At 42.9% G+C, this 24,565-nt stretch carries 17 protein-coding genes and 1 pseudogene; 6 read left to right on the top strand and 12 right to left on the bottom strand.

The features are described 5' to 3' along the window. Positions 1-105: 105 nt before the first annotated feature. The 4 genes and pseudogenes from PI95_RS02765 to PI95_RS02780 form a co-directional block, all read right to left on the bottom strand. Positions 106-321: pseudogene (locus PI95_RS02765) on the bottom strand (KGG domain-containing protein); the annotation flags it as partial. A 299-nt stretch (positions 322-620) separates the two neighbouring features. After that, positions 621-3,647, bottom strand: coding sequence for a beta-phosphoglucomutase (pgmB, locus tag PI95_RS02770; protein ID WP_039738921.1), 3,027 nt, complete (start codon positions 3,645-3,647; stop codon positions 621-623). Positions 3,648-3,845: 198 nt separating this feature from the next. After that, positions 3,846-6,254, bottom strand: a complete 2,409-nt coding sequence (locus tag PI95_RS02775; protein ID WP_039738922.1) for a sucrose synthase — start codon at positions 6,252-6,254, stop codon at positions 3,846-3,848. Between the two features lie 564 nt (positions 6,255-6,818). After that, positions 6,819-7,130, bottom strand: coding sequence for a hypothetical protein (locus PI95_RS02780; RefSeq protein WP_039738923.1), 312 nt, complete (start codon positions 7,128-7,130; stop codon positions 6,819-6,821). Between the two features lie 517 nt (positions 7,131-7,647). On the opposite strand from PI95_RS02780, the gene PI95_RS02785 reads away from it, so the two are divergent. Together PI95_RS02785 and PI95_RS02790 are read left to right on the top strand one after the other, a co-directional pair. After that, a complete protein-coding gene (locus tag PI95_RS02785) occupies positions 7,648-7,908 on the top strand; it encodes a GNAT family N-acetyltransferase (protein WP_163518532.1) in 261 nt (86 codons plus the stop codon). Positions 7,909-7,944: 36 nt separating this feature from the next. Next, positions 7,945-8,151, top strand: coding sequence for a hypothetical protein (locus PI95_RS02790; protein WP_163518533.1), 207 nt, complete (start codon positions 7,945-7,947; stop codon positions 8,149-8,151). A 69-nt stretch (positions 8,152-8,220) separates the two neighbouring features. On the opposite strand, the gene PI95_RS02795 is transcribed toward PI95_RS02790, so the two are convergent. From PI95_RS02795 to psaA, 5 genes are all read right to left on the bottom strand, one after another. Then, positions 8,221-9,399, bottom strand: coding sequence for a GAF domain-containing protein (locus tag PI95_RS02795; RefSeq protein ID WP_039738924.1), 1,179 nt, complete (start codon positions 9,397-9,399; stop codon positions 8,221-8,223). A gap of 76 nt (positions 9,400-9,475) precedes the next feature. Continuing rightward, the gene (locus tag PI95_RS02800; RefSeq protein WP_163518535.1) at positions 9,476-9,679 is read right to left on the bottom strand and encodes a hypothetical protein; all 204 of its coding nucleotides are present in this window, start codon (positions 9,677-9,679) and stop codon (positions 9,476-9,478) included. 280 nt (positions 9,680-9,959) lie between these two features. Beyond that, a complete protein-coding gene (locus tag PI95_RS02805; RefSeq protein ID WP_039738925.1) occupies positions 9,960-11,669 on the bottom strand; it encodes a GMC oxidoreductase in 1,710 nt (569 codons plus the stop codon). Between the two features lie 426 nt (positions 11,670-12,095). Then, a complete protein-coding gene (psaB, locus tag PI95_RS02810; protein ID WP_039738926.1) occupies positions 12,096-14,309 on the bottom strand; it encodes a photosystem I core protein PsaB in 2,214 nt (737 codons plus the stop codon). A gap of 171 nt (positions 14,310-14,480) precedes the next feature. After that, the gene (psaA, locus tag PI95_RS02815) at positions 14,481-16,739 is read right to left on the bottom strand and encodes a photosystem I core protein PsaA (RefSeq protein ID WP_039738927.1); all 2,259 of its coding nucleotides are present in this window, start codon (positions 16,737-16,739) and stop codon (positions 14,481-14,483) included. A 582-nt stretch (positions 16,740-17,321) separates the two neighbouring features. On the opposite strand from psaA, the gene PI95_RS02820 reads away from it, so the two are divergent. Further along, positions 17,322-19,046 carry a hypothetical protein gene (locus PI95_RS02820; RefSeq protein WP_052324749.1) on the top strand — a complete coding sequence of 575 codons (1,725 nt, stop codon included), beginning with the start codon at positions 17,322-17,324 and terminating at the stop codon, positions 19,044-19,046. A gap of 46 nt (positions 19,047-19,092) precedes the next feature. On the opposite strand, the gene glsA is transcribed toward PI95_RS02820, so the two are convergent. Next, positions 19,093-20,001, bottom strand: a complete 909-nt coding sequence (glsA, locus tag PI95_RS02825) for a glutaminase A (RefSeq protein WP_039738928.1) — start codon at positions 19,999-20,001, stop codon at positions 19,093-19,095. A gap of 122 nt (positions 20,002-20,123) precedes the next feature. Between glsA and PI95_RS02830 the strand changes: the two genes are divergently transcribed. The 3 genes from PI95_RS02830 (at position 20,124) to PI95_RS02840 (ending at position 23,699) form a co-directional block, all read left to right on the top strand. Then, on the top strand, positions 20,124-21,635 hold the full coding sequence (locus PI95_RS02830) for a thioredoxin-like domain-containing protein (protein WP_039738929.1): 1,512 nt from the start codon (positions 20,124-20,126) through the stop codon (positions 21,633-21,635). 126 nt (positions 21,636-21,761) lie between these two features. Continuing rightward, positions 21,762-22,775: an NAD(P)/FAD-dependent oxidoreductase gene (locus tag PI95_RS02835; protein ID WP_039738931.1), complete on the top strand. Its 1,014-nt coding sequence runs from the start codon at positions 21,762-21,764 to the stop codon at positions 22,773-22,775. 549 nt (positions 22,776-23,324) lie between these two features. After that, the gene (locus PI95_RS02840) at positions 23,325-23,699 is read left to right on the top strand and encodes a hypothetical protein (protein ID WP_039738933.1); all 375 of its coding nucleotides are present in this window, start codon (positions 23,325-23,327) and stop codon (positions 23,697-23,699) included. 44 nt (positions 23,700-23,743) lie between these two features. Here the strand turns inward: PI95_RS02840 and PI95_RS02845 are convergent, their stop codons facing one another. Next, positions 23,744-24,082 (bottom strand): DUF3140 domain-containing protein, encoded by a 339-nt coding sequence (locus PI95_RS02845; protein WP_039738935.1) that lies wholly within the window; start codon positions 24,080-24,082, stop codon positions 23,744-23,746. Positions 24,083-24,091: 9 nt separating this feature from the next. Next, complete coding sequence (locus PI95_RS02850; protein ID WP_039738937.1) at positions 24,092-24,307, bottom strand: HVA1 family protein; 216 nt, start codon at positions 24,305-24,307, stop codon at positions 24,092-24,094. Positions 24,308-24,565 lie beyond the last annotated feature (258 nt).

Below are 24,565 nucleotides of genomic sequence, written 5' to 3' on the forward strand. Positions count from 1 at the left end.
TACGAATGCTTAAGTTCTATTCTGATTGCTTTATGCTCAGTAAAAATTTATCCAAACCGCGAACTTACCGTTGCTTCATTATGAGTCTTTTTTGCCACCGCCGCTGTGGGAATTTTTGCCACCCTCGCGACCGATTTCAGACATATGCTCTCTATCTTGACTGGTAGTTTCACCACCTTTGCGTCCAGCTTCACGAGCTTCTTCAGATGTAAACTCGTGAGCAGTGCCTTTCTCATGGGCAGCCTGTCCACCCTTGCTGGCAATTTCACGTTGCTTATCTTCATCCATCGAAGCAAAACCACGATTGCTTGTATCTGACATGATATACTACTCCTTGAAACTGATTAAAGTTTTTAGTTTTTTCAGCCGAGAAAAAGTTTTACCGGCTTTTTTTCTTGGCTGATTTCCTGTATTAAGTTAGCTCTCATAGTCAGCTGTATTCATGTGTCTTTTGGGAGAAAGATTTAAGTCTGAGTTTCATCTTCAGATATAACCTAAGTTATAGTTACAAAACATGAAATATTCCCCCAAAACTGCGAAACCAAGTTAATAGTTTACTGCCTTTCTGAAGCATTAAAACTCGTAGTGAGCAGTTTACTGCTCAATTAAGCGTTAAAACCCTAACTACGAGTAGCAACATTATTTAATTTGGCGCGGATATCTGACCAAGTGGCATCTGCTAAACTTGGTAAAACTATGTGAGCTGCACCAACTCGCTCAACTGGTCCGAGTCCGATCGCCCACATACCACCTTTCTTAGCAGCTTCAATTCCTGCTGCTGCATCTTCGACAACTACACATTGCGCTGGTTGAAGTCCTAATTGATGTGCCGCGAACAGAAATAAATCCGGTGCTGGTTTAGGTTTTTCTACACTGTAACCGTCAGCGATCGCATCTATTTTACTGGCAATTCCTAATCTATCTATAACCGATCGAGCATTCTTACTCGCAGAACCCAAAGCTATTTTAATTCCCGCTTGTCGCAGTTCATCCAAAAAAGACACCGCTCCCGGCAATAAATCCGCTGGGGAGATGTTTTCAATCGATTCTACATAATAGCGGTTCTTACGCTCCATCATCTCTTGAATTTGTGCTTCTGAATACTTTTTATTATTTCCGATTATCAGCAGCAAAGATTCGCGACGCGACACACCCCGCAAAGCTTCGTTAGCTTGCCGGGTAAAAGGTAAACCTTCTTCATCTGCCAATTTCTGCCAAGCTAAATAGTGAAACTCTGCCGTATCCGTCAGCACACCATCTAAGTCAAAGATGAACCCCCGGATGTCGAGGGAGGATGGGGAGGTGGGGGGAGAGGGGGAGGGGGAGGGGGAGGGGGAAGACAAGGAAGAGGGGGGAGACAAGGGAGAAATTTTTTCTTGTCCTCCTTGTCCTCCTTGTCCCCCTTGTCCTCCTTGTCCTCCTTGTCCTCCTTGTCCCCCTTGTCCCCTTACCTGCTGTAAGTCAAATTCATGCGATTTCCCGCGCCATTGCAGCTTGAATTTTAGACGTGTCCAACCTGGGGGTAAGTGGGGATTGGCTACGGGTTGATTATCTCGCAGTTGGATACCACCAAAGCCGAAAACTACGGCTTGCCAAACGCCACCAGCGCTGGCACCGTGAATTCCATCGGCTGCGTTGCCACGTACATCTTCTAAATCTACCATTGCTGCTTGCATAAATCTTTCGTAAGCTTCGGCTGTTTTGCCTAAGTCTGAGGCTAAGATAGCGTGAATCGCAGGACCTAGGGAGGAACCATAAGTAATGTCTGTGCGAGGTGCGTAGTAGTCCCAGTTTTTCTCTAAATTTTCTTGGTTGTAGGGAAATTCCTGTGATTGCCGCATTAAATAAAGTAGCATTAAGACATCTGGCTGTTTGAGGACTTGCCGTTTATTGGCGCCGTCGATGCTTAAAATAGCTTGCATGGAACGAGTGCGCGGTTCGTATTCAAGCAAGTTAATATCTTCTAATTGAAAAAATCCTTCGTATTGCTCGATTAACTTGCTTGATGCGTCGTAGGGTATCCAGATATTTGTAATGATATCTTGCCAGCGCGATCGCCTGCCTGGAGTTAGTCCTAATTTCTGCTCTATTTCACTAGCGCGATCGCTGTTATTTTGACGCAGCCAATCTTGAACTATAATCGCTTTTTCCAAATGCCATTGTACCATCCGATTGGTAAATGTGTTGTTATGGACGAATTCGTGATATTCATCCGCACCAATTACGCCGCGAATTTCGTATCTTTCATATTTGGTGTTGTACTCAACTCGACTTGCCCAAAATATGGCGGTGTCTAAAATAATTTCCGCACCGTACTTTTCCATCCACTCGTCGTCACCTGTGGCTTGCCAATAATACCACACGGCGTAGGCGATATCTGCACTGATGTGAATTTCGCGATCGCGGCACCATATCCGCACGTCTTCACCGTAAGGATCGTTAGGTAACGCCCAACGCGGGGTAACTTCGTCACCAGTATCGGCACTTTCCCAAGCATACATCGCTCCTTTATAGCCGTCATGAGATGCTTTGCGTCTGGCTCCATTTAAGGTGTGGTAGCGGTATGATAGCAAGTTCCGGGCGATGTTTGGCTGGGTATAAGTGAAGAAAGGTAACAAAAATATTTCTGTATCCCAGAATACATGACCGCGATAACCAAATCCCGAAAGTGTTTTTGCCGGAATACTCACTTTCTCGTCGTATCGAGGAGCAGCAATCAGCATTTGAAAAATATTGTAGCGGACTGCTAGTTGCGCTCTGCTATCTCCTTCAATTACAATATCGTTTTGTTGCCAAAGTTCATCCCAAGCTTTTTCGTGAGCATCGAGCAACTTGGAGTAAGAAGGCAATTGAGCGAGTTTTTCTTGAGCTGCTGCGATCGGATGCGTTACTTCCCGCGAGGTAAAAACTGTGACTATCTTTTCTAAGGTGACTGTCTGTTGTGCTGTTGCCTGGAATTTGGTATTTAAGGTAGGATAACCCGGTGCGCTGGTAACAAGCATAGGTGCATCTGCCCCAGATAGTGTCATCCGCGCTGCAAGACTGATTTCGATGCGGGAGTTGCGGGTGCGACGATACAACCAAATTCCGTTGTCAATGTTTCCTTGATCGAGTGCTTCCCAATGGTTGAAGCCTTGATTTTCCGGATAGCCGTTAATACTAGCTTGAATTTCAATTAATCCATCGAAATCGACTGGGGTAATTTGGCAACGCTGCCCTAAGACATGTTGATCGGAATAACTAGCAAAGCGTTGAAAACTCAAGTCTATCGTTTTTCCTGTTGGAGTGCGCCAACGCACTGTACGGCTAATAAGTCCCCGCAGCAAGTCAAGTTGGCGATCGTAACTTAATATTTCTCCTTGATCGAGACGAAAGCGATCGCCATCAACAATTACTATCAGTGGTAGCCAGTCAGGACAATTCACAAGTTCTGTGTAAACTACTGGTACACTGTCGTAAACACCGTGAATGAATGTAGCTGGTGATGCTTGCGTATAGCCTTCTTCAAAGCTGCCGCGTGTTCCTAAATAACCGTTGCCGATGGTGAAAACTGTTTCTCTGTGGGGAAACTTGTTAAAATCAACTTTGCTTTCGATTAATGTCCAGTCTGTATAAATAAAATCTTGAGAATGACCTGTTGTATCCATTACAACTGCCTTGGTTGAAGGACTATTCAAAATTGAAAAAATTATTTTCTTTACCAAGAAGGGGACTCATGGGTGCATGGGAAGGGGTAAAGGAATTTTTAAGAGGGGGAAAGGGGGATGGAGTCATTTAAAATCAGTCGAATTATTTTAAAATATTTCAACATTTCCCCTTTCCCCTTTCCCCTTTCCCCCTCTTTTTCATCGATGCATATGCTCGTCTAAGATTGTTTCGGCTCTTGGCTTATAAACTAAATGAAATAGAGTTTCCATGTAGCGAAGCAGAGCTTCACGATTTTCACGGGATACAAAGTTCCAAAATGTGTATATTTTAGCTAACAATAACAACTGATTGCTATTGTTATTCCAGTTGTAGTTGTTACGAACTCGTTGAATGACCCACTCAGAGATTTTATGCCAATATTCGGGATTAGTTTCGCATTGGTCAATAAAGTTCAAGATTCGCGTTGCTGTCCCTTCTAAGTCGGTAGGATTGAGATGAAATTCATTGTCGCGATCGCCGAGAATTTCTGATGCTCCGCCAAATTGAGTGGCGAATGTTGGTAAGCCAGAAATCATCGCTTCCAGAATTGTCAGTCCGAAGGCTTCAAAGTGAGCAAAGTGGACAAAAATTCCTTGCCGATCGGCGATCGCTCTATAAGCTTCGGCGAGGTCAACGCTTTTAAGGCGCATTCCCAACCAGCGGATCTTCCCATTTAAATTATACTGGTTAATGATTTCGTGGAGTTTTTTTATTTCTGCGGCTTCTGCCGGATTGCTTTGATCGTTTGCATGTAGTTTGCTGGTAAGGATAATCAAGTTACAACGCGCTTGCAATTCCTGGCTTTTGCCAAAACATTCTGCCAAACCGGTGAGATTCTTTACAGAGGTAATCGGAGCGACAGCAAGAATTGTTCGCTTGTTTGGGTCATCTAAATTACCAAATATCTGCGGGTCTTCCCGATGAAATAATAGCTCGTTAACTCGCGTAATAACGCTTTTATCTCGGTCTTCAACTTGGCGAAATGGAAAGAATATGTTCTCGTTTACTCCGGGTGCAACCATGTTGAATTTGGGACTAAACAAATCAATTCCATTCACCACATGATACAATTCGGGCATGGTAAAGCACTTATAGGACTCATACTGTCCTATACTGTCGGGTGTGCCGACAATTTCTTGGTAGGACGAGGTGACGATAAAATCGGCAGCATTCATGCTAATAATATCGGCGGTATATTGCGCGGAAAAATGATATTGTTTTTCTAAGTCTTGCCAATAAAGGTTGCTGAATAAATGTTTGGGTTTTTCTAAAGAGTGGGCAATGTGACAATGAGCGGCTTTAAGACGACGAGCGAGAAGAAAGGCTACTAAGTTGCCGTCGCTGTAGTTGCCAATAATTAGATTAGGGGTTCCCTGAAATTTAGTTAACAGTTCTTTTTCGGCATCATTGGCAAATGTTTCTAAATAAGGCCAAATTTCATATTTAGAAATCCAGTTTTGAGTAACTTCGGGATTAAATTCACCGAAAGGAACGCGCAAAATCCAGCCGTTTTCTGTTCCTAAAAGTTTTTCTATGCGTAAGTCGCACTGAGTTCCTTGACAGTTGGGAATAAGCCGGGTAAGAATAATAACTTGGGGTTTAATGTTTAGCAGGTCGAGTCCGGCAAGTTTAATTTCGGCTTGCAGTTTATTTTCTAAGCTGCGAGCTTGTTCTAAGACGTAGACGACTTGACCCATTGTCTCTGGTCTTCCTAAAACGTCTTCTTGACCAACCCATCCGTGTATAGAAACGAGGACGACGCGAAAAATTGCGGGAATGCGAGAAACAAAGGCTTCGAGGATGGGTGGTTCTGGGTTTTCAAAGAGTCGTTGGAGGAGTTCGAGGGTTTCTTTCACGCGGGAAGCGGTGTTTCCCCAACCTGGTTCAAAGCCGATTTGTTGAAAGTCTAGGTGAAATTTTTCGTATGATTCGTTCGCTTGGCGTAAGCTAACTAATTTGATTGCTGATGATAGTTGTTGAGATAATTCCGAACCGGAATGAATGCGATCGTTAATTAGTAACGGGATGCCGTCGTATTCGCGTCTTAATAAAACGTCATACAATACATCTAACCAGTACTGGCGATCGGTTAATACTTGACTGCATAAATAACGGTTGAGGAATGTTAGACCTTGACCAATGTTTCTCGGATCGCTGATATTTGGGGAACCTTCATAAAAGGGATGGGTGTCTATTTCTAGAATGTTTGGTTGGTAACGGTTAACGAAGCGATCGCGCACATCTAACAATGCTTTTGGCTCTTGAAGCTCGAAAGTCATGTTTGCCTCAAGTCGCCAAATTTCTTGGCTAGCAATTCTCGGTCGGACAACAAACCAAGTATTTTCTTCTTCGATAATTATTTCATGGGTGTAGTGAATTAACTTGCCTAAAGAAGAAGAATGGTAAAAATACGCAGGTTTTTGTGATTCTTGACAGTAGTCTGCAAAAGCTGAAAGAATTTCATTTCTCAAGAAGTATCGCTTCGCTGAGACATTTAATGCAAAGACCAACTGACGTAAAGCAGTTTTCTCATCACTGTTTAAAACAGCTTGAAATAGTTCATGCATGGCGAATTCCTGACAAGAGCGGTTGTCAACTGAAGCATAAAGTGTGTTCGCGTAGCGTAGGAATGAACGAGAAGGATTTTGGATGAAGTTAAGACCTTACACACGATTTATCTTTCATATTGATATAATTTATTGTTTTGCTGATATCCTTTATGATTTATACTTGATACTTCATTGGTACGGTTCTGAGAGTGTTTGTTTGATTATTACATCATAAATAAAAGTGAAAGTTCACCGCTTCTAGCTGAGGGATGAAACGGCAACAATGTATATTTTGATTGCAATTATTGATGATTTATTTATATTTCTTTACACAAGGGTGAAGTGAGACGAGTCTTTTTGACTTTTAGGCTAGGCGATCGCTTTTTTCTTTTTAGGAATGAGCGCAAAAATAATTGTAAGGCACATTATACAGTAGCGGTAATTCATGAATTACCGCTACTTAGTATTTTGAGTAAGTCCTGCTTTTAATAAAAATAGCAGCCAACAAGTTGCTTTGGCTGCTTGATTTTGTGAATTGGTAATATGGCAATAACGAGTCTAATAATCCAACCTAATAATTATCTATTGAATTATTAGCTGGTGCATTTTATTAAGATGCGAATACGTATCTGAATGCAAGTAGCCAGTAACCACTTCTCTTAGCTTCAATGGTCTATTAGCTTTACACCAGAAAAAGTCATCTGTTGTTTCTTCTCCGGCTCGGATGATGAAGTAGCTTTTATCACCATCATCTTTTGCGACAACAAGAAAACTTTCCTGTGCTTTCCTAAAATCAACTTTCAAGTGTTTAATCATAAGTAAAACCAGTTGTAGCCTACACCCATCAAAAGAAATATTCGCTTTTAATTCAACAACAAAATAAGCTATATTCAAAACGAGGAAAACACGTAATCTTTACTGATTAAAAAACTTATAAATTAGTAATAATACTGGTGCTTGTTCCAAAGAGCTTGAAAAATCTTTGTTTCCCATTCTCTAGTCCCCATTCCCCAAATGAACACCTCTATCCGTCTGCTGCTTTGAGAGTGAATTAGAAGAAGCTGACCACCTGAGTTCGACTTGCTTTTGGTACTTTTGTCGGTTTACCTGAACCTACTGAGTTTGCTGGTGATGCCAGTTACATTCCCCACCGTTGGAAAGCTAACCCAAATGGGGCTTTTGCGGCATTTGTTGATGGAAAACTTGTGGGGGACGCATAAAGTTAAGAAAAACGAGCAACCGTAAACATTACCGAGCGGGATAAAAGTATCGTACTATACCAAAATATCTCACGAATTTGGCGTAAAAAAATGGGGCAGCCAAGTGAGCGTAGATCCGCAATTCCCCACGACTAAATGGAAGCGAAGGCTGCCCCATTTTTTCAACCTTGCCTCCGACCTCCCGCTCGGTTTTGTTCCGAGATCCACAAGTTGTAGCTAGAACAACGCAAAAAGGTTGCTCGTTTTTCTCTCTTTTTTTCCACGGGTCAAATTTAGCAACTCAGTGGGGTAGCTTCGGTTCGTTTGGTCTGTTGAGCGTTTACCCAGACTTTTGGAATCAAAAAATTGCTCAACGTCTAATTGAAGCGGTTATGGAACACTTCACGCAGTCAGGTATCCAACAGGCAGCTTTGTTTACCTTCTCCAACAGTCCCAAGCATCATGCGCTCTAACAAAAGTTTGGTTTCTGGCAGCGTTTTCTTACCTCTATGATGTCTAAGTCGATTTCTGGTGTTGAGCAAAAAGTTCCAGAAGCAAGTTACTCTCTAATTACCCAAGAGCAACGCTGCCAATGCATAAATGCCAGTATAGAGTTAACTAATGTCATCTATCCAGGGTTAGATGTATCTGGCGAGATTTCGACGGTATATGAAGAAAAACTCGGCGATAAAGTCATTTTCAAGCTTTGCAAGTAAAGTACTTGGCAAATATTTATAAGTGCAAGCGATCGCCTGACTGCATCAGAATATCGTTTGACCACAAAATTATACTCTGCGCCAGAAAATATGTCGTTGCGTGAAATTTATATAAATTAAGCTTTTTAGTGATTTTGTTACTTTTATTAATATTGTCTTCTCTTTCACACGTATCTTAACAGGCTGTTCTCTTCTAACTCCAAGGTGTTTGGTGCAAACATAACCAATTTGAGATTCATCTGAGCTTGTAATTTTCCAATATTTTAATAGGGGTTCAATCGCCAACCCAATACGGTTAGCGACAAGTTGTAGTTGCTGTACATCGTCTTTGGTGAATTGGCGCTCCCGAAAAGTGCCAAGATGAAAGACACCGTTCACTTGGTCTTTAAGCAGCAGCGGAACACCAAGCATTGATCGGATTCCTTTGTTACGCAGAATCGGACTCACTACTTGTATTTTTGATAAGTCGTCTACAATCATCTGCTTGCCACTAGCAGCGATCTGACCTGCAAAACCACAATTAAGCGGAATTCTGATACCTTCTAAAATTTCTTCTTCTAGCCCTATGGTGGCACACACAGCTAATTGCTGCCCATTTTCTGTTGGCAAGAGAACTGTAACAGTATCTACGGTCATTAATTGGCGGATACTTTCAAGGACTGTACGCAGCAGGTTTCCAAGAACCAAATCAATGGGCACAGTGTCGTTGGCACTTTGGAGACGCTGACTGTTAATCTGGGCAGTCTTCTGAACCTCGGTAAGGGCTGCATTAAGGCGAATAGAAAGATGATCGTATGAGTAGATGTATTCGCGATCTAGTTCCTTGCTATCGTGACTTTTGACTATCACATTAAATAAACGCAGACCATGATGACCAATAATCCTCAGTTTTTTTGCTTGAGTCTGGTTATTGTCTGACTGAACTATAGCGCGGAACTGGCAGGTAGTGTTTTCTCCTAGGTAGTTGGTAAACTTCTGGAGTTCTTCTTCACTCATTTCAAGTACAATGCAATCTGAGGCGATGGGAGAGGTTTTATCCGGATTGCGCTCTTCCAAGATTGTTGTTAAATGAGCGTTTAGACTCTTAGATTCATTTTCATTCAAGCTAATGCAGTTAAGCCTATGAAGAAAGCGGCTTTCTTCAGAAAGCGGAGTTTGTGAGTCGTAATACTTATCTTGGCGCTGATTCCCCTTTTGAAAGTGGGCTAGCAAACCGCGCAAGCTCAAAATAAATTTATAAATAATCATTTCAAAACCATTTGAATTTGCTTCAAATCCCTATGATCTTCACTATTGAAAAATTTAGAGGCGTTATAATTTACCATTAATCAATCTCATCGTATGATGACATTAAGCTTTTAGCCATACATCTATCTATAGCTGGATTGATTTTATCCATCATCCGCCTGAAGTATTTTTCTGCGATCGCGTTTGAATTTAAATTCGGACACGGGGAGAGCGCAAAGGCTATTAGCAGCGCTTGCGCTCTTAATAAGAAAGCATAAATCAAAATGACTCCGTGGGACATAGCCGCTCAATATTCTTCGTGGTCAATCCAAATAATCGAGCGCTTGATTGTTCAAGCTGAAGCCACTTGAGCCATCTTGCCGCTGCCGTAAAAAATAATACCATGTCCGGTTAAAGACTTATCATTAAGGTCGCAGGGGGCAAAGAGTGCACTCTTGAAAGAGAGTTTTAAGGTTTTTACAGCGATGCCCGGAATTCTAACTAATAAGCGCGGACTTGATATAAGTCACTGATAAAGAAGAACAGTATTTGGGCGATCGCACAGCAACATGATTATGCAACTACCTTTGACTTGTTGTCACTGCGTCGGTTGTAACATTCTCTGACTGAGCAGCAAACTGGGTTTTCACACGATCTGCCAGCCGGATTGCCAAAGCGATAATAGTTAGCGTGGGATTAGCATAGCCTCCTGTTGGGAAAACAGAGCTACCCGCGATGAATAAATTCGATATGCCGTGAACTTGACAATTTGCATCGACAACGCCCTGTTTGGGATCAATATGCATCCGCGTTGTTCCCATATTATGGTGGGTACTAAAAGACATAGTATCGGGAAGCTCTCCATCGCGTTCAATGTGCAATTGACCTAATCCGGCACGAGCAATTTCTTCTGCCAAGATTGCTTGCGATCGCTTGATGCTGGAAATGTCTATTTCGCTCCACCGGTAAGTTAACTGTGCTTGAGGACAACCAAGCTTATCAAGTTTAGTACTAAGCGTCACCCGATTATCAGGATTTGGGACTTGTTCGGTTTGGCTCAAGACTTCAAACTTTACATATTTGTGCTCATTACCTTCTTGATCGGACCATCCGCCATGACTCAAATCAGGAAATAAATATTGCCGTTTTATATGATAATCATACCAATCGACCAGAAGATCATCAATATTCATCATCACATTACCCAAATGTTGAAAAACATTTTTGGGAACCTGTCCACCCCGAATTGAAGAGAGCAAAGTTTTCTTAGAAGCTTTTACAGAAGGCTTTGCGGGCGCTCTATACTTATCATCTCTGGGAAACAGTATAAAACTCATATTGAGTAATTGCTGATGGCGCATTACTTCCTCACTTAGGTGAAGTTTTCCCATAACTGGTACATTATTCACCCGACGTAAGTCATATAAAGCTGTCGAATTGAAGATTTTTCGACTCTCAGGATAAAGCATACCGCTGCGGATAAACGGATGGTCCATAAAGAACCTGCCGACAACATCGTTTTGATTGGCTAATCCTGTCTTTTGAGTTTGGTTGGATAGCAATAATAAACGTGCGTTTTCTATGCCACCCGTGGCTAAGATAAATATTTTGGCGACTACGGAAAATTTATTACCTTGCAGACAAGCTAAACGCACACTCTTTACATTCTTAGCTGTTTCGTCAGTCTCAATGTCTACGACGTTCGCATTCAGATAAGTGGTGATATTCGGAGATTGGTTGATTTCTTTTCGATATTCCTTGGTGAAAATATCGCGAGGTCCAAACTGAAACATATCGGTAGTTACGCGATCGCCGATGAAGGGTAGCTGAGGAGATTTCGCATCTTCCCAAGCTTCAGCCTCATAAGCAAAAGAACCGAGTTTGCAAACTGCGTGAGCGCGATCGTAGAAAGGATTCAGGTGAGATTTACTAAAAGCCCAGCCACTGTATGGTATACAATCGCGTTTTTCAAAGTCTATCTCGTCCAACGGCATATGCCTCAGACCAAGTTGCTGGTTATTAATTTTAATATTCCAGACGTTAGCGTGTCCACCAAACTGACGATGACGCATATCTTGTAAGTTTGGAAAAGGATCGCCAACAGTTTCACCCTCACTTAGAGATTGCGTCTCTTGATTAAATTCTAAATCGCCACTTTCTAGTAAGCATACTCGAAAGTCTTGCCCAATCAATTCTCGCGCCAGCGTAATCCCCGCAGGTCCTGCACCAACAATACAAACTTCTGTTTGAATAACTTCATCTGCTGGTAAGTTACGGCTATCAATCAACATCGATTTAATTTCCTTTGGTATTTTCTAGCGACAAGAAGCAATATCCCTAGGCATTGGGATACTTTTTGTCAGTTTGTTGGTATTTAATAATACAAACTGTTTATGACTAGAAGTCATAGCTCTCAAGATGCATTTCTATTTAGAAATACTTTCAAAAATATACATATCTCCAGAAAAAACTTAGATATTTAGGTGGATGCTCTACTGTATAAATGCTGATGTTTCTCAAGTTTATAAGTTAATTTCATCAATCTATATATAGAAATAAAAAAAATAGCCTCACTATTGTGAAGATATCTCAAAGTTTCATCTCTCCCCAGTATGAATTTGTATCGAATGCGGATCGGTCAAGATGAGACAAAAAAATCCCCCACCAAATGGTGGGGGATTTTAATTATCTACCTACAACACTAGAGGAAAGGTGAATTAACCAAACTTACCAGCAGTAGAGGCAATGAGGAAGGCTGCATAAGTTAAGACGTAGCCAACAGTGAAGTGAGCTAGACCAACTAAACGACCTTGAACGATGGACATAGCAACGGGCTTGTCTTTCCAGCGAACTAGGTTCGCTAAAGGAGTGCGCTCGTGTGCCCAAACCAAAGTTTCAATCAACTCTTGCCAGTAACCTCTCCAAGAGATGAGGAACATGAAACCGGTAGCCCAAACTAAGTGTCCGAAGAGGAACATCCAAGCCCAGACAGACAGGTTATTCATGCCGTAGGGGTTGTATCCGTTAATCAACTGAGCGGAGTTAGCCCACAGATAATCACGGAACCAGCCCATCAGGTACGTCGAAGACTCATTAAACTGAGCGACGTTGCCTTGCCAGATACCTAGATGTTTCCAGTGCCAGTAGAACGTTACCCAACCAACGGTGTTCAATGACCAGAACAGAGCGAGGTAGAACGAATCCCAACCAGAGATATCGCAAGTACCGCCACGACCTGGACCGTCGCAAGGGAAGGCATAGCCGAAGTCCTTTTTATCGGGCATCAGCTTAGAACCACGGGCATCCAAAGCACCTTTGACCAAAATCAAAACAGTGGTGTGGATAGCCAGCGCAAAGGCGTGGTGTACTAAGAAGTCACCAGGACCGATTGTTAAGAACAGAGAGTTGGTGCTGTTGTTGATAGCATCCAACCAGTTAGGCAACCAAGCAGCACCTGCTGTGGAAGCAACGCTATCAGGGTTAGACAGCAAGGTGTTTAAACCGTACAGCACTTTACCGTGAGAAGCCTGGATGAACTGGGCAAATACCGGTTCAATCAAGATTTGTTTCTCCGGAGTTCCAAAAGCTACTACTACGTCGTTGTGTACGTACAAGCTTAAGGTGTGGAAGCCTAGGAAGAGAGACACCCAGCTTAGGTGGGAAATAATCGCTTCTTTGTGCTTCAGTACGCGGTCAAGTACGTTGCCCTTGTTTTGTTCGGGGTCGTAGTCACGTACCCAGAAGATGGCGGCATGGGCAAAAGCCCCAGTCATCAAGAATACAGCAATATACTGGTGGTGCGTGTACAGCGCTGCCTGTGTTGTGTAGTCCTTACCGATAAAAGCGTAAGGAGGCATAGCGTACATGTGCTGCGCTACCAAGGAGGTGATGGTTCCTAATGCAGCCAGGTGTATAGACAACTGGAAGTGCAAAGAGTTGTTATAGGTGTCGTACAGTCCTTGGTGAGGCAGGTTGAACTGACCTTCAGTTTCGACACCAAAGAAGTTCTTGGCGTTCAGCATTTCTTTGATGCTGTGACCAATACCGAAGTTAGTGCGGTACTGGTGACCGGCGATGATGAAGATCACAGCGATCGCCAAGTGGTGGTGAGCCATATCGGTCAACCACAGCGATTCTGTTTGAGGATGGAAACCACCCAAGAAAGTCAGAATCGCAGTTCCTGCGCCTTGAGATGTACCAAACACATGGTTGGCAGTATCGGGGTCAGCAGCATAAGCACCCCAGTTACCTGTAAAGAAAGGTGTTAAACCTTGCGGGTGCGGCAGGGTGGATAGGAAGTTATCCCAACCGACGTGCTGTCCGCGAGATTCGGGGATAGCAACGTGAACCAAGTGACCTGTCCAAGCCAAGGAACTAACACCAAACAAACCAGCTAAGTGGTGGTTTAGGCGAGGTTCAGCACTCTTGAACCAAGAGAGGCTGGGACGGAACTTGGGCTGCAAGTGCAACCAACCTGCAAACAGAAATACTGCTGCTAATAGGAGGAGGAACACTGAACCCATATATAGGTCATTGTTCGTCCGCATCCCGATGGTGTACCACCAGTGGTAAACACCGGAATAAGCTATGTTTACTGGATTGCTAGCTCCACCTTGGGTGAAAGCTTCAATTGCTGGTTTACCGAAGTGAGGGTCCCAAATCGCATGAGCGATCGGGCGGATATGAATGGGATCTTTGATCCACTCTTGGAAGTTACCTTGCCAGGCTACGTGAAATAAAAGGCTCGAAGCCCATAGGAAAATGATTGCCACATGACCGAAGTGTGTAGCGAAAATCCTTTGGTAAAGATTTTCTTCTGTCATGCCATCGTGGCTTTCAAAATCATTTCCCATAGCCATCGCATACCAGATCCGACGTGTAGTCGGGTCTTGTGCGAGATCCTGGCTAAATTTTGGAAATTTTGTTGCCATAGGTGTGATAAATCCTCTGACCTTTAGCCATCAGCTATTGGAGTTGAGAGTAGTAGTTAGGAGGAGCCAGTTGCGTGCGGGGGTTCCCCCCCGTTGAGCAACCTGGCGTTTAAAAGTTAGAAGTTATGAATTAAAACTTACTCTTAACTCTTAACTCTTAACTCTCCCTTGCTAGCCTAGTGTAAGTATGTGTGCGTGGAAGAATGCCCAGGTGGTAACAATTCCTCCTAAGAGATAGTGAGCCACCCCAACAGCACGACCTTGAATGATGCTCAAAGCGCGAGGCTGAATTGATGGTGCTACCTTCAATTTATTATGCGCCCAAACGATCGACTCAATCAGTTCTTGCCAGTAGCCGCGACCGCTGAACAAGAACATCAAGCTGAATGCCCAAACAAAGTGACCGCCTAAGAAAAGTAGACCATAAGCTGACAGCGCACTGCCGTAAGAGTTGATCACTTGTACAGCTTGTGCCCACAAGAAATCACGCAACCAGCCATTGATTGTGATGGCACTTTCGGCGAAGTTACCACCAGTGAGGTGAGACACAACTCCATCGCTGTCTACCGTACCCCAGACATCTGATTGCATTTTCCAACTAAAGTGGAAAATTGCAATCGAAATGGTGTTGTACATCCAGAATAAACCGAGGAATACGTGATCCCAACCGGATACCTGACAGGTACCACCACGACCAGGACCATCGCAAGGAAAGCGGAAGCCGAGGTTTGCTTTGTCTGGAATCAGACGAGAACCGCGAGCAAACAAAAATCCTTTTAACAGAATCAGGACTGTGACATGAATTTGGAATGCGTGAATGTGGTGGATCATGAAGTCCGCCGTACCCAACGCGATCGGCATCATTGCCACTTTACCGCCTACAGCCAAAATTCCGCCACCGAAAGCATAGCTTACAGGTTCTAGAGCATTGGGAGCGGTACCGCCAGGTGCTAATGTGTGTATGTTTTGTACCCACTGAGCAAATACTGGCTGTAATTGAATTGCTGTATCTGAGAACATGTCTTGGGGACGACCCAAGGCACGCATCGTGTCGTTGTGGACGTACAATCCAAAGCTGTGGAAGCCGAGGAACATACAAACCCAGTTGAGGTGAGAGATGATTGCATCTCGGTGACGAATCACCCGATCCAAAACGTTGTTTCGGTTCACTACAGGATCGTAATCCCGCACCATAAATATAGTAGCGTGAGCCGCACCGCCAACGATACAGAAGGCTCCAATCCACATGTGGTGGGTGAAGATACACAACTGTGTAGCGTAGTCGGTTGCCAAGTACGGATACGGAGGCATCGCGTACATGTGGTGTGCCACGATGATTGTTAGGGAACCTAGCATTGCCAGGTTAGTTCCTAACTGAGCGTGCCACGATGTGGTCATGTTTTCGTAGAGACCTCTGTGACCATCGCCTGTGAAGGGACCTTTGTGGTTTTCGAGGATCTCTCTCATGCTGTGACCGATACCCCAGTTGGTGCGGTATTGGTGACCGGCAATGAGGAAGACGACGGCGATCGCTAAATGGTGATGAGCAATATCAGTCATCCACAAGCCGCCAGTTACTGGGTTCAGACCGCCTTTGAAGGTCAAGAAGTCCGCATACTGACCCCAATTCAATGTCCAAAATGGCATCAAACCATTCGCAAAGCTGGGGAACAACTCGATCAATAAGTCTTTGTTCAGGATGAACTCGTGGGGCAAAGGTACGTCTTTAATCGAGACGCCTGCATCCAAAAGCTTATTAATCGGCGAAGATACGTGGATGATGTGACCTGCCCATCCCAAAGAACCGCAACCCAGCAATACTGCTAAGTGGTGATTCAGCATCGACTCGACATTCTGGAACCATTCCAGTTTGGGAGCGCGCTTGTGGTAGTGGAACCAGCCAGCAAACAGCATTAACGCTGCCATCACTAAGCCGCCAATGGCAGTGCAGTATAGCTGGAAGGAGTTTGTAATACCCCAGCCACGCCAAATTTGAAACAAGCCTGAGGTGATTTGGATACCGTGGAAGCCACCACCGACATCACCATTCAAAATATCTTGTCCCACAATGGGCCAAACGACCTGGGCACTTGGCTTAATGCTCAACGGATCGCTTAACCAGGCTTCGTAGTTGGAAAACTTCGCGCCGTGGAATATCATCCCGCTCAACCAGATGAACACTACGGCTAGGTGCCCGAAGTGTGCTGCAAATATTTTGCGGGATATGTCTTCTAAATCGCTGGTATGTGTATCAAAGTCGTGGGCGAGCGCGTGTAGGTTCCAAATCCAGGTGGTGGTTTTTGGACCTCTAGCAAGGTTTCTGTCGAAATGACCTGGGGTCGCCCACCTTTCAAATGAGGTGGGAACTGGGTCTTTATCGACTATTACTCTTGCTTTTTTCTCCTCTCGCTCTGGAGGACTTATCGTCATTCAGACCCTCCTCTCTTAACAAGGATGTGAGGAATCATTTAAACCACTTGTTGTCTTTTTGGCTAAGTTGTGCTTAGTCCGATGCTCCAGAAATATCTGAGGCAGCGGTGAAGACCTCATGTGGAGATTGCTTTCTGTTGAATTATAAAGTCTTATCTCCCCCTTTGTTGAACACAAGTTAACAATAATTAAAAATCCCTGGAGTAATTGTAGAATCTGCTTTTTCCCGGAAAACAACTTGTCCAAAAGTCAATAGCTTCTTCATATAATTTACAAACGATAACAATTTGTAAAATTTCTCCACTAACCAGACGTAGTAAGCATTTTCGCTCTGTTGGGCTTTTATTTGTATATGTTGGTCTTTTAAATCGCGGCTATTACCATATTCTGTGAAAATTGCTATTAATAAATATTTGTGATAAATATGGCTAATTCAGAGAAATAACTGATAAAGAACCGAGTAAAATTAGACTTTTTTGCCAAAAACATCAGATTTGCAGAAAATTTCACCTTTTGGGCTATGGTTCCGAATCATGGTTTGCGCCAAAATCAGTTGTTGAAGACTAAAACTAGGTGGAACTCATGAAGTGGTGGACAACAGCAATAGCGAAAATTCAACCTAGAATCGCTATCCTCAGGCGACTAATCATATTATTACTGGTGTTGAGTATTACTAGTTGTGGCGAGAAAGCCGTAAGTCAAGAAGTGTCTGTTGGATACAAAGAAAAGCCGCAACCGATTTCTCGGCAATTCTCTGAAGTTTCCCCACCAGCGGTAATTCAAGAACTGCGATCGCTTGACGATATTTATCAACCGCAAGTAACAATACTTACTCCCCAAGCTGATGAAGTTCTGCAAGACGACAAAGTTACAGTCCGCTTGCAAGTTAAGGATTTACCAATATTTAAAGACCCAAAATTTGATCTAGGACCGCATTTACACGTAATTCTTGATAATCAACCATACATACCTGTTTACGACCTAAATCAACCGCTGGTTTTACCAGACTTGTCCCCAGGTACGCATACTCTGCGCGTCTTTGCTTCTCGTCCTTGGGATGAAAGCTTTAAAAATGAAGGTGCTTACGCCCAAACAACATTTCACATTTTCACGAAAAGCGACGATAACAATCCGGATGCGGCACTACCCCTGATAACCTACAACCGTCCTCAAGGCATCTACGGGGCAGAACCAATTCTACTAGACTTTTATTTAACTAACGCGCCTTTGCACCTGGTCGCTAAAGATAATCCCAACAATCAAATTGCTGATTGGCGCATTCGTTGCACAATTAATGGTGAAAGCTTTGTTCTCGATCGCTGGCAGGCTATTTATCTCAAAGGCTTTAAACCTGGTAAAAACTGGGTAAAGCTGGAATTTCTCGATGATAAGGGAAATGTTGTGAAAAATGTCTTCAACAGCACAATCAGGCTGATTACCTACGAACCGAAGGGTAAAGACACTCTTTCTCAAATCGTTAGAGGCGAACTTTCAGCAGAGCAAGTTCGCTCAATTGTAGACCCCAATTATACTGCTAAACCGACAACGGCTGAACCAAGAAGCGCACCAACAGTTGAACCAACACCGGATAAGGTAGAGGAACCTGTTACTAAATCTGAATCTCCAAAATCAAGCCAGCCAAAACAAGTTGAACCTCAACCAAAAGAAACAGAAACCCCTGAACCAACGATACCCGAACAATCTCCGCAAACTGATAAACCAAAATCAGGCGGATTTTTCAATCGTCGCGGATCTAAGCTTCCCACTCCCCAACCACCTGTGACACCATCTCCAAGTGTACCGCCGACACTACCTGAGATTATCGATCCAAAACCAGAACCGCAATTAGAAGAAACGCCAACACCACAATTAATTGAACCTCAACTGGAGGAAACGCCAAAATCAACGATACCCGAACAATCCGCGCAAACTGATAAACCGAGATTTGGCGGATTTTTCAATCGTCGTAAGTTTTCCAATGCTTCAGGGGAACCTCAATTAGAGGAAACAGAAACCGAACAATCCCCGCAACCTGCAAAACCTCGGTTTGGCGGCTTTTTCAATCGTCGTAAGCTTCCTAATGCTTCGCCATCTGAGAATGTGTCTCCTACACTACCAGAGATTATCGATCCAAAACCAGAACCTCAATTAGAGGAAACGCCAACACCAGAATCAACGACTTTACCGGAAAAAATCGCTCCCAATCCGGAAGAACCGGAATTAAAGCGATATTTTAATCCGCGTCAGTTTCCGGATGCTTCTCCTTCTCCAAATTTGCCGCTAAATCAGCCGGAAGATAGGGGGTAAAAATTTTATTAGCTTTGTAGTAAGCGCTTAAGCCCTGAAGCGCTTACTACAGTAGACTTAAGTGTAAATTTTCAGATAATGCCTCGACAAAGGCAAGTCCGGCTACAGAATTACCGACGCTATCTAAGGCGGGACTGTATGTGGCGATCGCTCCGTGTTTTGGTACTATCGTTAAAAGCGCACCGCTAATTCCTGATTTCATCGGTAATCCTATCCGGATGCTATATTTGCTAGATGCTTCATACAATCCACAAGTTAACATCAAGGCATTGACACAGCGACGATTTTGTGGTAAGATAATCTCGCTAAAAGATAATATTTTTCCCAGACAGGCTAAGTCTTCAACTGTGCCAGAAAGACAGCAAATTTGCTCGTAAGTGTCTATGGCTGTTTGAACATCGTCTATATATCCAGCTTCGGCAAGATGTAGAGCGATCGCTTGATTGGTTTGAGAATTAACCGAACGTACTGAAGCTAACATCGCCTCATCCAGCTTGAAGTTACATTCGGCTAATTGATTCAGCCATTGACAGAATTTTTGCGTGCGATCGCTTGGATTTTTTCCTGATAATTTATCAGCAAGAGTAATTGCACCACTATTAATCATCGGGTTGCGTGGGAAGGAGCGATCGCTAACCAGTTGCGTGAGAGAATTAAATGGAGCATCTGATGGCTGAACCCCAACCCACTGAAAAACCGTTTCCAATCCCAGATGTTCTAGCAGATATAACAGCGAAAACGGCTTAATCGCACTCATCAGCGGAAAAACACAGTTTGTATCTCCTGTACTGTAAGCTTGTCCTGATTTACAACAAATGTGAACCGCAAAGCAATGAGGATCGACAACAGCCAATTTAGGAATGCGGTTAGCAATTTGTCCTTGATAAGCTTGGCTTTTGGCTTGTTGTACCCACACAGATAAATCAGCCGTAGTTAGTGTTTCGAGTTTTTTCAAGAATTATATCAGATGGGGAGTGAGGAGTGGGGAGTGGGGAGTGGGGGATTGGTAATGGGTAATAATTTTATTCAATTACCGATTACCGATTACCAATTACCAATTACCAATAGATATATTTTATGAACGTCCGTGTAAGAGCGCCAGAATTTCCGCAAAATTTTCCTTGGCTGAATACTGACAAACCGTTATCTATTAAACAGCTTAAAGGCAGAGTTGTAATTTTAGACTTTTGGACATATTGTTGCATCAATTGTCTGCACATCTTACCAGACTTGAAATATCTCGAACAGAAATATCAAGATAGTCTTACCATTATCGGCGTACATTCAGCTAAATTTGACAACGAAAAAGAAACCGAAAACATTCGTCAAGCCATTTTACGTTACGACATCGAACATCCAGTTATAGTTGACAGCGGCTTTCGGATTTGGTCAGAATATACAGTGCGTGCTTGGCCCACCTTGATTGTAATCGATCCAGAAGGTTACGCGATCGCCTCTATATCTGGTGAAGGTAAGCGCGATATTTTAGACGAGTTGATTGCAAAACTGATTGACGAACACCGCGACAAAAAAACGATTAATTTTCAAGAACTTAGCTTGACTTTAGAAAAACAGCGCCAACCTTTAATTACACCACTAGCTTTTCCCGGTAAAGTCTTAGCGACAAACGCGGGTTTGTTTATCGCTGATTCTGGACATCATCGAATTGTCACGAGTAGCGAAGATGGAGAAATCCTGCATTTAATCGGTACAGGAAAACCTGGTTTAACTGATGGTTCATTTCAGCAAGCGCAGTTTTTTGCACCTCAAGGAATGGCATTTGATGCCGAAAATCAACTTCTTTACGTTGCCGATACAGAAAATCATAGCTTGCGGCGGGTTGATTTCCAGCGTCAAATAGTAGAAACTATAGCCGGAACAGGTAAACAAAGCCGGAATATTCGTCCTCACGGTGGTGTTGCAAAACAAACAGCCTTGAATTCACCTTGGGACTTGGTGAAAGTCGGGAATATCATATATATAGCGATCGCAGGTTCTCACCAAATTTGGGAAATGAATCTGCAAACCGACATTATTAAGACTTATGCAGGCATTGGTGCAGAAGCTTGTATAGATGGTAAACTCAGCGAATCAGCATTTGCTCAACCCAGCGGCATCACTACCGATGGACAAGAATTATATATTGCCGACAGCGAAGTTAGCACAATTCGCGGCATCGGACTAATAGAACCGCAACAAGTGCGAACAATTTGCGGAAGTGGAGATTTATTCGGTTTTGGCGATGTTGATGGACAAAGCTATGATGTTCGGTTGCAGCATTGCTTAGGAATAGAATATGCCGATAATTATCTTTGGGTAGCCGACACTTACAACCACAAAATTAAATTAGTTAGTCCTAGCACCGGAAATTGTCAAACTATATTAGGTGATACCGCTGGTTTCCAAAATGGACAAGGTAAACACAGCCGTTTTTCCGAACCTTCAGGTTTGAGCCTTCTAAATTCTCGCTTATATATAGCCGATACAAATAATCATGCCATTCGCTGCGTCGATTTAAACACCTTTGAAGTAACAACAATCCAATTTATCGGATTATGTGCCCCAGATGTGTGTATTCCCTCTCATTAAAACTCTCTTAAACCCTCTTTCCTTTGTGTCCTTGGCATCTTCTCCTGTCGGAGACGCTGCGCGAAGGCGGTTCGTTTTCATATACAATCATCTCACGCCAAGGCGCAAAGACGCAAAGAAAGAATTATGACTGATGTTGCCGTAATTGGTGCTGGGATGGCAGGTTTAGTATGCGCCCAGCAATTAAGTCAAGCTGGATACTCAGTATTAGTGCTGGAAAAGTCCCGTGGTTTGGGGGGACGAGTTGCGACACGTCGTTTACATAATACTTGTGCAGATCATGGAGTGTGTTATTTAAAGCCAAAAGGTGAATTGTTGAAGCGTTTTGTTGAGTTGTTGAGCCGCCATCATATTCTAGAAGTATGGACAAACGAGCCAGAGCCAAATTATATTGCACCTCAGGGAATGAGTGCGATCGCTAAGTTTCTCGCTCAAAATTTAGAAATTTCCCTCAATCAACGTGTCGAAACTATTACCCCAATCGATAATAAATGGCGTCTCACCTTTGAATCCAGCGATGAAGAATTAACCGCTGCATCAGTAGTTGTCGCTATTCCCGCACCTCAAGCTTTCACGCTACTAGCACCTTTGGGCGATTTCGTCAATAAAGCTTTTTTAGATAACTTGCGTTCTATAGAATTTTACCCCAGCCTTGCTGTTATGGCTGGGTATCCCGCCGACTCGCAGCCACTTCCAAAGTGGAAAGCCTTAACTTTTGTTGACAATCCTGATTTAGCGTGGATTGGTTTAGATAGCAGCAAGCGTCACAATTCGCAGCAACCGCTTTTTGTTATCCAAAGTAGCGCTGATTTCGCCCAACGTTATTTAGAATCTCTCGATTTAGACCCAGCGGCACAGCAAATGTTGCAAAGCGCAAGTCAGATTGTGCAACTTTCTTGGCTGGCTACTCCCGAATGGATGCAAGTACATCGCTGGCGTTATGCTTTTCCTCGCAATCCTTGGGACAAAGCTTTTTTATCTGCGGAAAGTTTTTTACCTTTAGTGTGCTGTGGTGATTGGTGTGGTGGCAACCTTGTTGAAGGTGCGATGCTTTCAGGATTAGCCGCAGCGGAGGAAATTAACAATCAGATGAGAAATGTACCTTTAAGCGGCTTAAATTTTTTAGAATTTCTTAATTAATCATTTAATCTCTGGCTCAATTAATTTGCAATGATAGTAAGTTGCTAGGCTTGTAGCTTACATAATTCATTCGCAATAAATTTGCAGTGCTTCTGGTTGCATCATCCACAGAAGCGCAGATTTTGGGTTTGCAATTGAAAAATGCTAAGGAATGTAAATTAAAAAAAAGTGGAAACTATTTCAATCTTTTTTTATAATTAATATTTTTACCGAAACGCTGGAATTGATCCCTATTGGTTTATGATGCGTTTTGTGTAGTTTTGAGCCAAATATTCATAAATTTGAAATAATTGGCATTATCGGTATAAAAGACTTACACTTAATAAGTGTAGTGAGCATTGTTTTCAGGTTGATACTGTGAAGTACAAACTTGAACTTAGATAAACGCAGTAAGTTTTCTGTTGACTGTAACTGAAGAAAAAATTAGTTTTAGGGTTTTAGCATCTAACACTCAAATTTCTTCTGACTTCATTGTTACGGTGACATTTGCATTGAGAAATTTTCTCTGATTGACAAATTATTAGCTGGATAAAAAGGAACTAAAACGTTATGCAAACAGTAGTGAAGTTAACACCGCAATCAGTTTTAGGAGAGATTGAAAGCGTTTTGGATACTTATCCATACAATCCTTATCAACAGGCTTTTGCTATTGCTGATTTGCGCCAAGAGTTAATTTGCTTTGTTTTAAGTCGCATTCCTTGTCTTTACAGTGCAACTGATGATAAATCGCTTCCTGACTACCAGCTAGACCAAGAGTGCTTGTTAAACTTTAAGTTACCTCGCAGTCCTTTAGAACAAACACTGTATTTGCAAAATATAATTCACCAAGGCATTTCTTCAATCATGAAAGAAAAATCAGATTGGATTAGCGATCGCCTTGAAACAGTCCAAGTAGATTCTCAACCATCATACTGGTTTGGTTGAATCAAATTAATAGTAAAGACGTTCCGGTGGAACGTCTCTACCTTTTATTTTTTACCCTTTAACGGGTCGTGTCCCCAATTCATTAAAGAATAACGCCAGTGTGTATCCTCAACATCACCTTCAGGCTGCTGTGCTGAGTGACGATGTACATAACTGACGACTTTTTTCATGTGCGATAAATCATCGTCTGTGTAGTCATCTTTTTTCTTGTGCAATAATTGAACGATGCGTTTACCGGATTTATGTCCGATTGACTCATCATCATCTTTTTTTTGTCCTACAGATTGAGATTCTTCTGTTTTCAGCCAAGATTCAAGTTCCTTTGCTGTCATATTCACAGAAGCATGAAACTCGTCGATCGCTGATTTGACATCTTTACTCATAACGCTGCATTACTCCTCAATTTTGTCAAGAGAACCAGGTTTGTGTGCTGCTTCTTTGCCGGTTTTATCGCTTTTAACCAAATACTCAGGATTATCTTTTGAAGCTGCAACGTGATGTCCTTTAATCTCTGTGGATGAGGTGAGTTTCTTTTCCACCTCGCCGATGGTTTCACCTTGGGAAGTTTTCCACTTAACCTTGTCACCTTTTTTCAATTCGTCACTCACGGGTTTTTCCTTTGAACGTTTTATACCCGTTAATTATGTTCAGGCTATCAGAAAAATTAATCAGTCGCTTGACAGAAGTTGCATTCGCAAATCTGACCTCTCTCCAAACCTCTCTCCTACGAGGAGAGAGGCTTTGATTTTCTCCCCTTCCCTACCAGGGAAGGGGTTGGGGGTTAAGTCTGTATTGATATATCCACAAATTTCAACCTGTCGGCGCGTGATGCTAGATGTAAGTTGTGGTAAGCTAGGCGTTCGCAC

It is taken from the genome of Hassallia byssoidea VB512170 (assembly GCF_000817785.2).
Classification (GTDB): domain Bacteria; phylum Cyanobacteriota; class Cyanobacteriia; order Cyanobacteriales; family Nostocaceae; genus Hassallia; species Hassallia carrinoi.

Excerpts from the sequence above, each read along its gene's own strand:
- pgmB (WP_039738921.1), bottom strand. The coding sequence starts at position 3,647 with ATGGATACAACAGGTCATTCTCAAGATTTTATTTATACAGACTGGACA.
- PI95_RS02775 (WP_039738922.1), bottom strand. The coding sequence starts at position 6,254 with ATGCATGAACTATTTCAAGCTGTTTTAAACAGTGATGAGAAAACTGCT.
- PI95_RS02790 (WP_163518533.1), top strand. The coding sequence starts at position 7,945 with ATGATGTCTAAGTCGATTTCTGGTGTTGAGCAAAAAGTTCCAGAAGCA.
- PI95_RS02795 (WP_039738924.1), bottom strand. The coding sequence starts at position 9,399 with ATGATTATTTATAAATTTATTTTGAGCTTGCGCGGTTTGCTAGCCCAC.
- PI95_RS02800 (WP_163518535.1), bottom strand. The coding sequence starts at position 9,679 with ATGTCCCACGGAGTCATTTTGATTTATGCTTTCTTATTAAGAGCGCAA.
- PI95_RS02805 (WP_039738925.1), bottom strand. The coding sequence starts at position 11,669 with ATGTTGATTGATAGCCGTAACTTACCAGCAGATGAAGTTATTCAAACA.
- psaB (WP_039738926.1), bottom strand. The coding sequence starts at position 14,309 with ATGGCAACAAAATTTCCAAAATTTAGCCAGGATCTCGCACAAGACCCG.
- psaA (WP_039738927.1), bottom strand. The coding sequence starts at position 16,739 with ATGACGATAAGTCCTCCAGAGCGAGAGGAGAAAAAAGCAAGAGTAATA.
- PI95_RS02820 (WP_052324749.1), top strand. The coding sequence starts at position 17,322 with ATGAAGTGGTGGACAACAGCAATAGCGAAAATTCAACCTAGAATCGCT.
- PI95_RS02830 (WP_039738929.1), top strand. The coding sequence starts at position 20,124 with ATGAACGTCCGTGTAAGAGCGCCAGAATTTCCGCAAAATTTTCCTTGG.
- PI95_RS02835 (WP_039738931.1), top strand. The coding sequence starts at position 21,762 with ATGACTGATGTTGCCGTAATTGGTGCTGGGATGGCAGGTTTAGTATGC.
- PI95_RS02840 (WP_039738933.1), top strand. The coding sequence starts at position 23,325 with ATGCAAACAGTAGTGAAGTTAACACCGCAATCAGTTTTAGGAGAGATT.
- PI95_RS02845 (WP_039738935.1), bottom strand. The coding sequence starts at position 24,082 with ATGAGTAAAGATGTCAAATCAGCGATCGACGAGTTTCATGCTTCTGTG.